The 13,380-nt window shown below is 66.8% G+C and carries 11 protein-coding genes; all 11 read left to right on the plus strand.

What is annotated here, in order from left to right:
* The first annotated feature begins 184 nt into the window (after window positions 1-184).
* The 11 genes from H5T73_06000 (at window position 185) to H5T73_06050 (ending at window position 13,056) form a co-directional block, all read left to right on the plus strand.
* The gene (locus H5T73_06000) at window positions 185-853 is read left to right on the plus strand and encodes a TetR/AcrR family transcriptional regulator (GenBank protein ID MBC7247312.1); all 669 of its coding nucleotides are present in this window, start codon (window positions 185-187) and stop codon (window positions 851-853) included.
* 106 nt (window positions 854-959) lie between these two features.
* Window positions 960-2,660: an AMP-binding protein gene (locus H5T73_06005; GenBank protein MBC7247313.1), complete on the plus strand. Its 1,701-nt coding sequence runs from the start codon at window positions 960-962 to the stop codon at window positions 2,658-2,660.
* 237 nt (window positions 2,661-2,897) lie between these two features.
* Window positions 2,898-4,148 (plus strand): thiolase family protein, encoded by a 1,251-nt coding sequence (locus tag H5T73_06010; protein MBC7247314.1) that lies wholly within the window; start codon window positions 2,898-2,900, stop codon window positions 4,146-4,148.
* Between the two features lie 116 nt (window positions 4,149-4,264).
* The gene (locus H5T73_06015) at window positions 4,265-5,413 is read left to right on the plus strand and encodes an acyl-CoA/acyl-ACP dehydrogenase (GenBank protein MBC7247315.1); all 1,149 of its coding nucleotides are present in this window, start codon (window positions 4,265-4,267) and stop codon (window positions 5,411-5,413) included.
* 14 nt (window positions 5,414-5,427) lie between these two features.
* Complete coding sequence (locus tag H5T73_06020; GenBank protein MBC7247316.1) at window positions 5,428-6,930, plus strand: acyl-CoA/acyl-ACP dehydrogenase; 1,503 nt, start codon at window positions 5,428-5,430, stop codon at window positions 6,928-6,930.
* 228 nt (window positions 6,931-7,158) lie between these two features.
* Window positions 7,159-7,917: a nitroreductase gene (locus tag H5T73_06025; protein ID MBC7247317.1), complete on the plus strand. Its 759-nt coding sequence runs from the start codon at window positions 7,159-7,161 to the stop codon at window positions 7,915-7,917.
* 13 nt (window positions 7,918-7,930) lie between these two features.
* Window positions 7,931-8,263: a 4Fe-4S dicluster domain-containing protein gene (locus H5T73_06030; protein ID MBC7247318.1), complete on the plus strand. Its 333-nt coding sequence runs from the start codon at window positions 7,931-7,933 to the stop codon at window positions 8,261-8,263.
* Window positions 8,264-8,484: 221 nt separating this feature from the next.
* The gene (locus tag H5T73_06035) at window positions 8,485-9,837 is read left to right on the plus strand and encodes an AMP-binding protein (protein ID MBC7247319.1); all 1,353 of its coding nucleotides are present in this window, start codon (window positions 8,485-8,487) and stop codon (window positions 9,835-9,837) included.
* A 203-nt stretch (window positions 9,838-10,040) separates the two neighbouring features.
* Window positions 10,041-10,898, plus strand: coding sequence for an SDR family NAD(P)-dependent oxidoreductase (locus H5T73_06040; GenBank protein ID MBC7247320.1), 858 nt, complete (start codon window positions 10,041-10,043; stop codon window positions 10,896-10,898).
* 64 nt (window positions 10,899-10,962) lie between these two features.
* Complete coding sequence (locus H5T73_06045; GenBank protein MBC7247321.1) at window positions 10,963-11,820, plus strand: SDR family NAD(P)-dependent oxidoreductase; 858 nt, start codon at window positions 10,963-10,965, stop codon at window positions 11,818-11,820.
* 390 nt (window positions 11,821-12,210) lie between these two features.
* A complete protein-coding gene (locus tag H5T73_06050; protein ID MBC7247322.1) occupies window positions 12,211-13,056 on the plus strand; it encodes a hypothetical protein in 846 nt (281 codons plus the stop codon).
* The last annotated feature ends 324 nt before the right edge of the window (window positions 13,057-13,380 follow it).

The following is a 13,380-nucleotide window of genomic DNA, read 5'->3' on the forward strand; positions in this document are numbered from 1 at the left end:
GGGTGCGCGAAGCGGAAGCTGCGGGTAAACGGCAAAGGCGGGTCGAGCGGCAAGGGGAGGTTCGGCGGGAAGTGCCGCTTCCGGGACCGCGCAGCATGGTCTCGCGCACGGTACGGGAAAGGAACGCAGAGGGAGAAGCGGCGCTTGTGATCGGGGAGTCAGGGGAGCAAGGGGGAGAACGATCATGGTGAAAGCGAAAGGAACGGGGAGGGAGACGGGTTTGGCGGAGGAGCACACGGACGTCATGGACGTGCGCGACGAGGGGCCGAGGGAGGAGAAGGCGTCCAGGGAAGGCCGCGTCCGGGAGATCATCCTGGCCTCCATCGACGTCTTCTCCCGCACCAATTACGAGAAGGCCACCACGGCCATGCTGGCCAGGGAGGCGGGAGTGGCGGAGGGCACCCTCTACAAGTATTTTCCGAGCAAGAAGGAGCTCTTCCTGGCCTGTTGCCGTTACATCGAGGACATGCTCATGGAGCGCTACAACGCCATCTACCGCGAGTGCCGCGACCGGCCCCTGGAATCCCTGAAGCGGGTGGGGCAGAGCTACCTCGATTTCATACGGGAGAACCCGAGCATGCGCAAGTTCCTGGCCTTCGTGCTCAACAACACCTACGACGAGGATTTCATGAAGGAACTGGAGTCCTTCTTCACCCTCAACCGGGAGGCGGTGGAGGACCTCATCCGCAGGGCGAAGGAGAGCGGGGAGTTGAAGGCGAACATCGACCCCCACATCGGGTCCTGGTTTTTCGTTGGGGGATATTTCACCCTCATACTCATGGCGGAGATGGACGAGGAGGCGGTGCAGGACCCCGCCTTCATGGAGAAATACATGGCGCCCATGTTTTCCTGAGTGCGGGGAACTCGGCGGAGCCCCGCGAACCTCGCCGCGGCCGCATGCCTCGCGGGGAGGAAGAGGTGATGAAAGAGGTGGTGCTATGACTTCCGAGGAGAGGAAGATGTACCTGCGCAGGGCCTGGGTCGCCTGGCGGCTTCTCCGCTCCCTCGCCCTGTTCCTGGCGGACGAGTACCGGCGGGGGACCCTGCGTGATAACCTGCGCAGCATCGCCAGGGCGCGGGGCCTGTCGCTGGCCCGCGACATGTCCCACGCCGACCTGCTGGAGGAGAAGGCTGCCAGGTTCGGGGACCGGCCCTTCCTGCACTTCCGTGACCGCGTCTTCACCTACCGGGAGATGGACCTCAACGCCAACCGCGTGGCCAATTTCCTGCATCGCCTCGGCGGTGGTCCCGGAACGGGGCTGGCCATCATCATGAAGAACTCGCCCCGCTGGCTGGACGTGTTCTTTGGCCTGGAAAAGATCGGCATGTACGCCGTGCCGGTGAACGTCGCCCTGCGCGGGGACCAGCTGGCCTACGTGCTGGACAATTCCGACGCGTCGATGGTGGTCATAGACCACGACCTCCTGCCGTATTACCGGGCGGTGGCCGGCCGCCTGGACAAGGTGAGGAGAGTCATCGTCAACCGCGAGGGTGCGCCGGAAGACTTCGTGCTTGCAGGCGACGCGGTGGACCTGGAAGAAGCCTACGGGCCCGCTTCCGATCCCTCCCGCCCCGCGGTTAGCTACAACCCCGAGGATCTCTGCGTGATCATGTACACCTCTGGTACCACCGGCCTTCCCAAGGGGGTCGTCTACCGCTACAACACCTCCAACGTGAAGGCCATCTCCATCGTCGGACGGCTGCTCACCGGGCCCAGGGACATCGCCTACACCTGTTACCCGCTCTTTCACGCCAACGCCCTTTTCCTCACCGTGACGCCCGCCATGCACTGCGGCGGCCAGGTGGCGCTGGGCGTGAAGTTCAGCGCCAGCCGCTTCTGGGACGAGGTGAGGAGGTACAACGCGACCACCTTCAACGGGCTGGGGGCGGTGATGCCCATCCTCATGAAACAGCCCGAGAGACCGGAGGATCGCGACAACCGGGTGCGCTTCGTGCTCTCCGCGGGATGCCCGGCGGACATGTGGGAGGCTTTCGAGAAGCGCTTCGACCTGAAGATATTCGAGGGCTACGGCGCCGTGGACGGTGGCGGCGTGCTCATCACCAACTTCGGGACAGCCCCCGTGGGTTCCATGGGCAAGCCCCTGGGGGCCAGGTGCCGCGTCATAGACGCCGACGGTAACGACGTGCCGCCGGGAACCCCGGGAGAGCTCATATGCTACGTGGGGGAGCGCAAGGGTTCGGTGGAATACTACAAGAACCCCGACGCCACCAGCGACAAGGTGAGAAACGGCTGGCTCTATACCGGCGACCTGGTCTACACGGACGAGAAAGGATATTACTACTTCGTGGGCCGCAACACGGAGTCCATGCGCGTCAAGGGGGAGAACGTCTCCGCCTACGAGGTGGAGCAGGCCATCCTCAAGCACCCCGACGTCCTGGAGTGCGCCGTTTTCGCGGTGCCCTCCGAGCTGGCGGAGGACGAGATCATGGCCGTAGTGGTCCCCGTCGAGGGCAGGAAGCTGGATCCCGCGGAACTGCGCTCCTTCCTCTCCGACAAGCTGGCCAGGTTCGCCGTGCCGCGCTACTGGCGCGTCCTGGAAGAACTTCCCAAGACGGAGACGCACCGCGTGATCAAGAGGGAGCTGGAGAGGCAGGGAGTGACCCCGGATACCTACGACGCGCAGGCCGTCGGGCGGTGAAACCACCCGCGGGGGGTTCAAGGCGCGATGGCCGCGAGGAGGGCGCCGGCCGGGCGCGGGCGGCGGATGCGGGCGGCGGACAGGGCGCGGGCGGCGGATGCGGGCGGCGGATGCGGCGAAACGCCGCGGCGCCGCGAGCGAGGACGGGGATGTCCCGCCGGGGAGCAAGAGGGCGAGGTATCTCGCGGCGATGAAACGATGAGATGAAACGATGAAGGGAAGAGAAAGGGAGGACCGATGGGCAACGATGTCTATATCCTGGGCGTGGGCATGATCCGTTTCGGCAAGTTCGCCGAAAAGGGCGTCAAGCAGCTGGTGGCCGAGGCGATGGCGGCGCTCTTCGATGACGTGCCGGTGAGGAAGGAGGACATCCAGGCGGCCTGGTTCTCCAATTCCGGGTGGGGCATGTACACCGGCCAGCACTGCATCCGGGGCCAGGTGGCCCTGGCCCCCCTGGGCATCCAGGGCATCCCCATCGTCAACGTGGAGAACGCCTGCGCCGGCGGCTCCACCGCCCTGCGCGAGGCCTGGCTGAGCGTCAAGGCGGAGCAGTTCGACCTGGTGCTGGCGGTGGGGGTGGAGAAGATGTGGTTCCCCGAGGACAAAGCCAAGGTCTTCGAGGGCTTCATCTCCGGGATGGACGTGGAGTTCGCCCGCAACATCATCGCTGCCTTCCAGGCCGACGCCGCGCGCAAGGCCAGGGAGGCCAAGGCGGAGGGCAGGGAAAAGAAAGGCGGTCATTCCGCCTTCATGGACGTCTACGGCATGGGGGCCCGCATGCACATGAAGGCCCACGGCACCACGCAGCGGCAGCTGGCGGTGATCGCCGCCAAGAACCACCACCACGGCTCCCTCAACCCGCTGGCGCAGTACCAGAGGGACATGAGCGTGGAGGAGGTGCTGGAGGACGTCCTGGTGGCCTATCCCCTGACGAGGTCCATGTGCGCGCCCATAGGGGACGGGGCCGCCGCCGCCCTGCTCTGCTCGCGGCGGGCCCTCGCGAAGTATCCGGAGGCGCGGCCGGTGCGCATCCTGGCCTCTACCCTGGCCTCCGGCGCTCTCCCCGACAGCGGGCTGGAATCGATAGGCAAGCGACTGAGCAGGGTGGCCTACGAGATGGCGGGCCTGGGGCCGCAGGACATCGACGTGGCCGAGGTGCACGACGCCACCGCCTTCGGGGAGCTCCTGCAGTACGAGGAGCTGGGTTTCTGCCCCGAGGGCGAAGGGGGCCCCTTCGCCGAATCCGGGGCCACCGCCCTGGGAGGGAAGCTCCCCGTGAACACGTCCGGGGGGCTGGAATGCCGGGGGCACCCCATCGGGGCCTCGGGCCTCGCCCAGGTGCACGAGCTGGTGACGCAGCTACGGTGGGAGGCGGGGCCCCGCCAGGTGGAGGGGGCGCGCGTCGCCCTGGCGGAGAACGGGGGCGGCTTCATCGGCATGGGGGAGGCCGCCATGTGCATCCATATTCTGGAAAGAGTAGACCGATGACCTGGGGCGGGCCGTGAAGCGAGGCGCGCCGCGCGTCGAGGCGGCGCCGCGCGGGGCACGGCTTAAGGCACGGCATAAGGAACGGCATAAGGATGGAGAGGCTGGAATAGAGAGGGGTGATAGGCATGAAGGCAGGCTTGAGCGAGGAACTGCGGCTGCTCGACGGCATGGCCCGGGACTTCGCCCTTAAGGAGCTGGTGGAGGAGAGGGAGGAGAGGGACCACTACCCCTTCGCTCCCCCCTGGGAAGGAGTGCTGGAGAAGGCGCGGCAGGTGGGCTTCTTCTCCATCCTCCTTCCCGAGGAGTTGGGAGGGGCGGCGGAGCCGGTGGGAGCCCTCTGCCTGGTCCTGGAGGAGGTATGCCGGGAGGACGCCAGCCTGGGAGGCGCCGTCTTCACCGTGGCCCTGGCGCAGGAGCTCATGCGGCTGGCGGGCGCCTCGCAGAGGCTGCGGGAGATCTTCTCCGGGGCGGGATCCCTCCGCGACGCCCTGCTCGCCTTCCCTTCCTTCCACAACCCCGGGGACACCCCGCCCTCCCTCGCGGCCGCAAGAGGGCGGGACGGGTGGCTCCTTTCCGGAAAGGTGGAGTACGTGGTGCTGGGAAACCTGGCCTCCCGCGCCCTGCTTCCCGCCCGCGTTGAGGGAGAGGAGGGTTTCTCCCTCTTCCTGGTGGACCTCGCCGCTGACGGCGTGGAGGCGGGCGAACCCGTCCTCAGCCTGGGTCTGCATGCCTGCCCGGCGGTGGACCTCGCCCTCTCCGGGGCAGCCGGCGAGCAGGTCGGGGAGACGGGCAGGGGAGAGGAGTACTTCGAGCGCGCCGCGGACCGCCTGAGCGTCGCCGCCGCGGCCGCCTCCTGCGGGGTCATCAAGGGCTCCTTCCAGACGGCCCTGGACTACGCGCGGCAGAGGATGCAGGGGGGAAGGGAGATCGTCAACTGGTCGGAGGTGCGCATGATCCTCTCCTCCATGGCCGTTCGCGGAAAGACGGCGGAGATGCTGGTGCGGCAAGCCGCCCGTGCCGTGGACGGGGAGGAGCCGGGATGGGAGCTGGCCTCCCGCGCCGCCGCCCTCGCGGTGCAGGAGGAGGCCGCGGAGGTCACCTGCGACGGCATCCAGCTCCTGGGAGGCAACGGCTACATGCAGGACTACGGGCAGGAGAAGCGCTTCCGCGATGCCAAGCACTTGCAGGCCCTGCTGGGAATGGTGCCGCTGCGCCGCCTGCGCTACATACGCCGCATCGTGGAAGGGGAATCTCCCTGGGATTAAAGGAGGTGCAGGCGATGTTGAGGAGAAACGGTTCCGCGCGGCTCCTGGAGGAGCAGCCCCGCTTCATAGACGTCATGAACGGCCTGGTGGCCATGGAAAAGCTTCCCAGAGGAGTGGTCAGGGAATGCCGCGAGGCCATGGCCCTGGCACGGCGCTTCAACCGAGAGGTGGCGCGACACTATACCCTGGAACTGGACCGCAAGATGCAGGAGGACCCCGCCTACCTCCCCTGGGAGTTCGTGGAGGAGGCCAACCGCTGGGGCTTTTTCACCATGTGGATCCCCAAGCTCTTCGGCGGCAAGGGGTGGAGCCTCACCAGCATATCCCCCTTCGTGGAGGAGCTGGCCTCGGAATGCCTGGCCATCACCAACCTCATCGGGGTACATTACTTCGGCTTCTCCATCCTCGCCGCCACCTGGAACATCCGGCTCATCGACAAGATCAGCCGCGAGGTGGCGGAAGGGGAGAGGACCGGGAAGCCGTGCCTGGTTTCCGGGGCGGTGACGGAGCCGGAGGCGGGCACGGACGCCGAGGAGGTCGAGCTGCTGGCGCGGGCCAGGGTGCGCTGTCATGCCCGCAAGGTGGAGGGAGGCTACGTGGTCAACGGGCGCAAGATATTCATCTCCAACGGGCACCTCTCCACCTGGCACATGCTCCTTGCCTACGAGGACCTGGAGAGGCCGGACGAGACCATGATCGCCTTCGCCGTAAAGAACGGCACGCCGGGATTCTCCTTCGGGCGCATGGAGAAGAAGATGGGGCAGAAGGCATGCCCGGCCAGCGAGCTGGTCTTCGAGGACTGCTTCATACCGGACGAGAACCTCCTCGTCTCGGCTTCCGACGCCAGGGGGAGGAAGCGGACCCCCAGGGAGCTGGGCATGCAGCTCATCGACTTCGTGGTCTCCGCCACACGCCCCGGCGTGGGCGCCATGGGGGCCGGGGTGGCGCGGGGGGCCTACGAGCTGGCCCTGCAGTTCGCGCGGGAGACGGAAGTGGGAGGAAAGCCGCTCATCAACCACGAGTGGGTGCAGTGCCTGCTTGCGGAGATGTACAAGAACGCCTCCCTGGCCCGACTCTCCTACATGGAGGCCAATCTCTCCAACAGCATGTACGGCATGGCAAGGTTGCTCAGCTTCAAGCCCCTCTATTACTACCATCACGCCATGCCCGCCGCCGTGTTCGACCGCGTCATGCCAGCGGCCAACGAGCGGGACGTGACCACCAGGGTGTACCGCAAGCTGATCGTGGACGGCCAGAGCGAAGAGGAAGCCCAGCGCGCCTCGGGCTGGGCGTCCCTGGCCAAGGTAGCCGGCACGGACCTGGGCATCAGGAACTGCCAGCTGGCCCTGGAACTCATGGGGCAGGCGGGCCTGCGGCAGGACCGCCGGGCGGAGAAATGCCTGCGGGATTCCAAGCTGCTGCAGATCTATGAGGGCACCAACCAGCTCAACCGCCTGAACGTCTTCAAGTGCCTGGTCGCCCCGGCGGCTCCCGAGGCCAGGGCGTTCGAGGACTGAGTGAGGGCGGGTTCCCGTTCCCGGCGCGGAAAGTGGGACGGGGGGGCGGCGCGGCGAAGTCAGTGCCCACGAAAGCGGCCGCCCGGCCGGCGCCGGGCTTGGGGGGCGCACGGGAAGGGTATGATCTAACGTATCGTTCGGAGTAAGAGTCCCGCCGCGGCGGGCCCGGCGGGCGCGGGGTCGCGCCTCGCGGCGGGTGGAAGGCGGCAAAGGGGGAAAGGAGGTAAGATGGCGGAACCGGCTACCAAGGAAGAGGAGAAGAGGGAGAAGGCTCCATACGGCGAGATGTACACCTGGCGCGAGGGGATGCCGTGGAACCCCGTGGAGAAGGTGATCCTGGAGCGCCGCAGCGTGCGCAGGTACAAGGACCAGCAGGTGCCGGAAAAACTGGTGCGCCGCGTCCTGGAGGCGGGCAGGTTCGCCCCCTCGGCGGGCAACTCGCAGCCCTGGAGGTTCATCGTCGTCCGCGACAAGAAGATGCTGGAGGACATGGAAAAATATGTTAGGAGACGCTGCCGCTTCTTCAGCTTCCTCCTCAACTGGCAGAACAGCCCGCTGGGCAAGCTGGCCTGGATGAATTCCCAGGTATACATCCGGCTCATGCCCAACGAGCTGCACCCCATCCCCTTCGGGGCCATGCAGCTCATCGCGGATGGGAAGCTCCGGCTCTTCCACGGGGCCCCCACGGTCATCCTCATCCTCATGGATAAGCGCGGGGTCTCCAAGCCCCAGGTGGACATCGGCATCTGCGGCCAGAACATGGTCCTGGCCGCGCATTCGCTCGGCCTGGGTACCTGCTGGGTGGGGTTCGTGGAGATGTTCAAGTTCGGCTTCAAGTGGAAGAGGAAGCTGGGGATCCGCTGGCCCTACCGCCTCATCGAGGCCATAACCCTGGGATATCCCGTGGGAGAACCGGACGGCATGGTGGAGCGGGAGCTGCACGAGATCGACTGGTGGGAGAACGGCGCCAAGAGGACGGTTTTCTGAGGGGGGATGCGACATGGCTCACCTGACCTTGAAGGAGATGCTCGTCATACCCACCTACGACAACCCGGAGCAGTGCCGCGTGGGGCGGGTGGTCGTCGACGAGGAGAAGTGCAACGGTTGCGGCAACTGCGTCCTCATCTGCCCCGGCGCCTGCCTCTACCTGGCGGACACGGGCAAGGGGAAGAAGGCGCGCATGGTGGAGAAGACGGTGCCCGACTGCATGTCCTGCAACGACTGCGCGGCCATCTGCAAGCGCGGGGCCGTCAGTGCGGCCTACGGCTACGATTTCGGCTACTTCTACAAGGCGCTGCATCGCGGGGACATGGTCCCCCCGAGGAACTTCTGAGCGGTTTCCGCCGGGGAAGGCGGAGGAAGCGCGGCACGGGAACGGTCCCGCATGATGCCGGGGCCCGCGCGGGTTTGGGCTTCCCGCTTCCCGGCGCGTCACGATGCCGCCTGGCGTTTATTGCCGGGTACGCAGGCCCTTCCCGCAGGCGGTATCCGTCGGAAACGCCGCATCCGCGCCGGCTCGAGGCGGGGAAGAGGTTCTTGGAGGAGGGAGGAGAGATGGAAGAGGAACGTCCCTACTGGAACATGGAGATGGAGCCCATCCTCAACACGCCCGGGATGAGGGAGATCCAGCTGTCCAAGCTGAAAAAGCTCCTGCGGCGCCTATACGACAACGCGCCCTTCTACACCAGGCAGTTCGACGAGCTGGGCCTCAAGCCGGAAAAGGTCGGGAGCTTCGAGGATTTCTCCCGCGCCGTGCCCCTCTTCGACAAGGAGAGGCTGCGGGCCATGGTGGTGGAGTTCGGGGGGGACATCCTCAAGGTCATCGACCAGATCATCCCCGTCTCCGTGGACGACCTCATGATCATGGCCACCACCACGGGAACCACCGGCGTCCCCACCCCCTATCCCATGACGCGGCGGGACATGGAGGACGTGTGGGGTGAGGCCATGGTGCGGGGGGCCTGGCGGGCGGGCATGCGCTCCCGCGACCGCGTCCTCTTCTGTTTCGCCCTCTCCATGGTCATCGCCGGCATCCCCACCATGATGGGCATGCACAAGCTGGGGGCCATGGCCATCCCCGTGGGGGCGGAGGCGGGCACCGACCGCATCCTGCTCATGCAGACCCTCTTCCGGGGGACGGTCTATTCGGGAACCCCTTCCCTGGCCGAGTACCTGGTCGAGAAATGCCGGGAACAGGGCAGGGACCCCAGGGACCTGGGCTTCCGCATGCTCATGTGCGGCGGAGAGCCGGGGGCGGGCATACCCGAGGTGCGGGAGAAGCTGGAGTCGGCCTACGGATGCCGCATCTTCGACGCCGGCGCGGGCTTCGGGTTTTCCTGCGACCACGAGGAATACCAGGGGATGCACTGGACGGCCGACGACCTGGCCTACTACGAGCTGGTGGACCCGGAGAGCAAGGAGCCCGTGCCCCTGGAGGACGGGGCGCAGGGCGAGGCCATCTTCACCGTGCTCGAGGGCGACGGCATGGCCTGGTTGCGCACCAGCCTGGGAGATATCCACCAGGTCTTCGTATCGCCCTGCCCGTGCGGTAGGACCGGTTTCCGCTACAAGGTGATGGGGCGCACCGACGACATGCTCAAGGTCAAGGGGGTCATCGTCTATCCCGCCATGGTGGAGGGGGTGGTCACCTCCTTCGCTCCCCGGGTCACCGGGCAGTTCCGAATCGTGCTCACCGAGAAACCTCCCCGCGTGGCACCGCCCCTGAAGATAAGGGTCGAGAGGGCCGAGGATTTTCCCGCCGAGAAGCTCCCGGAGCTGGAGGCGGAGATGAAGGAGGCCTTCCACGTCAAGGCCAAGTTCACCCCGGAGATCATCTGGGCCGAGCCGGGGGAGCTGGAGCGCTCCACCTACAAGGGGCAGGTCTTCGAGAAACGTTACGAACAGTGACGGGAGGCGGGTGGTGTCGGCGGCCGGGAAGCGTGCGGTGACGGCCGGTTTCTCTTGCGGGGAGAGCGGGCGGGCCGAGCCGGAGGCGGCGGTGGCCGGCCGGGCGGCGGCGCGGTGAGGCGGTCGCGTTCCTGTGCGTCATGGTCGGCGTGCGGGTTTCGAAGAGCCCGCCGCGGTGAGAGAGAAAGGGGGATGAAAGGGGAATGCGCGCGTACAGGCTGGACGGGAAAAGGGTGGTCATCACGGGAGCGGGGTCCGGGCTGGGGCGGGCGCTTGCGCTGGCCCTGGCTTCCAGGGGTTGTCGCGTAGGCGTGGCGGACATCAACGAGGAAACGGCGCGCGAGACCCTGGAGATGGTGCGGAGGAAGGGCGGGGACGGCGAGGTCTACCGCCTCGACGTGAGCAGTCCGCGAGAGGTGGAGGCCATGGCGGAGCACTTCTTCCGGGAATGGGGCGGGGTGGACGTCCTGGTGAACAACGCCGGCGTGGTCTCCGTGGGTTTCGTGGGGGACATCCCGCTCGAGGACTGGGAGTGGGCCTTCGGGGTGAACTTCTGGGGCATGCTCTACGGCTGCCATTCCTTCATACCCCGCATGAAGGAGCAGGGGGGAGGCTACATCGTCAACGTGGCCTCGGCGGCGGGCCTGCTCACCCTGCTGGAGATGGGCCCCTACAACACCACCAAGGCGGCGGTCATCGCCCTCTCGGAGACCCTGCGCAGCGAGCTGGCCCCCTGCGGGATAGGGGTCACCGTGGTCTGCCCCATGTTCTTCAACACCCACCTCCTGGACAACATGCGCTACACGGACGAATTCGAGGTGGAGTTCTCGCGGACCACCTTCCGCTACGCGAGGATGACCGCCGACGAGGTGGCCGAGGCGGTGGTCAGGGGCGTGGAAAGGAAGCGCCTCTACGTGGTGCCCCAGTTCTCCGGCAAGCTGTTCTGGTTCCTGAAGCGCATGCGCCCCGGCATGTACCACGGCACCCTGGCCTTCTTCAACCGGGACGACATCGGCAGGCGCATGCTCCTCTGGATGGCCCGCAAGGGGCTCATCCAGTGAGGTCGCGGGAAGACGGTGGCCGGTTCGGAAGCGAGATGCGGGAAGGGAAGGGGAGGTGAGCCGCATGTCGGGAAGGAAGCTGCCGCGCAGGAAGGGAATGGAGTGGTTCCGCGGCAAGGTGGCCTTGGTCACCGGGGCGGCATCGGGGCTGGGAAGGGGGATCGCCCTGAGCTGCGTGCGCGCCGGCTGCGACCTGGTCGCCGTGGATATCGACACGGAGGGTTTGCGCGGGCTCGCCGCGGAGGTGGAGGGCATGGGCGGGTCTTGCCTTGCCCGGGAGGCGGACGTGTCCCGGCGCGACCAGGTGGAAGAACTTGCCAGGGAGGTGATCCTGCTGAAGGGCGGGGTGGACCTCCTGGTGAACAACGCCGGCGTGGCCGTGGGCGGCGAGCTGGACCTCATACCGCCGGAGGACCTGGACTGGATCGTGGGCGTGAATCTCATGGGGGAGATCTACGGGTGCCGCTTCTTCCTCCCCCACATGATCGAGCGGGGCGGCGGTCACATCGTGAACATCGCTTCCGTGTCGGGGTTCGCGGCCCTTCCGCTGCACATCGCCTACACCGCCACCAAGTTCGGGATCGTGGGGTTCTCGGAGGTGCTGTGGACGGAGGCCAGGAACCACGGCGTGGGGGTCACCGTGGTCTGCCCCGGGGCCGTGAGCACCTCCATCGGCGAGCGCGGGCGCACCTATTACCGCACGGAGAAGCAGCGCGTGAGCGAGGAGAAGTACGCCGAGGCGCTGCAGAGAAAGGGCATGGATCCCGAGGTCGCCGGCAGGAAGATACTGGAAGCCGTGGCCGCGAACCGGTTCCTGTGCCTCCTGGGCAGGGAGGCCCACGCCCTCTATTACCTCAAGCGCCTCTGTCCCATGCTCATGCTGCGGACGGTTTCCGCGGTCACCCGTTACGTCACGCGGTGAGCCGCGACGCCCCGTGGCCAGGCCTCGTCGGTCGCCCCTGGCAACGCCCGACGTCTTCGTCGCACGTGGACTGGTCCTGGCATGGATGGGGCCGGAAGTGGAAAGGTCCTGACCCCGTGCATGCCTGCGACCCCGTGCTCGTCTGCGGTCCCGTACGTTCCCGCGAACCCGTACGTTCCCGTGAACCCGTGCGCGCCCGTCCTTCCCGCCGTGCCCGGCGAGTGGAATAATGGAGGTGGTCGGTTGGAAGGATGAGAGGAAAGGACGCGGGAAAAACGCGGGAGGTGTCGTGAGGGAAGGGGGCGCGTCGCCGGGAAACGGGCCACGGCCCGCCGCGATCGCGGAGGGACACTCCCGCGGGCAGCGCGTCCGGACGAGGAGAGTGAAAGGATGAGGTTCCCCAAGCCCGTTTACGGGGACGGGCCGGGATCGCTGCAGGAGATCCTCGAGGCGAACAGGCGGGAGGACGAGGCGCGCAGGCAGCGTTTCCTCGCCTTCTCCCTGGACGATTTCTTCCTCAACCTGCGCTCGCGTGACCGCCTGAGCAAGGCGCGGGTACGCCGGGCCCTCCCCACGCGGGACGACCGCGAGATAGTGGAACTGGCCATGCGCCTCATGCGCGAGGCCTCCGGGGATTACCTGAGGCTGCGCATGCAGTGGCAGCGGGAGGCGGTGGGTTATCTTTCCAGCCTTGGCATGGAAGCATTTTCTAGGTTACACGAGGGGGAGTTCACCGTCCCGGACGGCCTCGACTACGTGGGCATGCAGGCCGAGGGGACGCCCGAGAGGCCGCTGCGGGTCTGGGGGGGAAGGATGGGCAACTTCGCCGGCTTGAAGGCCAGGCACCTTCATATCATGGCGGAGGCGGTGGGGGACTACTGTTTCCGGCGCGCGGCGCACTGCCGCATCGAGGTGGCGACGGCGGGTAAGTGCCTGGGCGAGGAGGGAGAGGACCTCTGGATCAAGGCCCGGGAGGCGGGCGACTGGCTCATGCTCAAGTCCCGGCGTTGCCGGGCGGAGGTGCACAGGGTGGGAAGGCTGGCGGGGCTGGATTCGCACCGCCTGGAGCTGCGCTGCCATTATGCCGGTGCCGAGCTGGGGGCGCGGGCGAAGGAGGCGACGGTGTACGTCTTCCAGGAGGCCAAGAGCCTTGGCCTGCGCGGCAGCGGGGTCATCTACCTGCGCCACGGCTCGCCCCCCTGGCGCACCTCCTTCCGCGTGGAGAGGCTCCCCTGACGCGCCTCGTGGAAGCAGGGTAGTCCAGTCCAAGGGACCTTCCGGTGCCCGTTTTTGTGTTCACCCCTTGCGGCCACGAGTTTCCCGCGGCCGGTTGATGACGCCGGCTGATCTCCCCTTGCTTAATAAGGGGCATCATGTTATAAATATACGGGGAATATGGTTTCTGTTCAGGTGAAGTTACGGCGTGCACGGGAAGAGGGCATGCCGGTCGTGAGGCAAAGGGCACGCAAAACGGTCGGTAAACGGGGGACGGAAATGGGGGTGGAAAAGGAATCCGGGCGCATAGGGCACCCCACGGTGAGGATCTCCTCCCCGCTTCCA

The sequence above is a fragment of the Actinomycetota bacterium genome (assembly GCA_014360655.1).
Classification (GTDB): Bacteria; Actinomycetota; Geothermincolia; order Geothermincolales; family RBG-13-55-18; genus JACIXC01.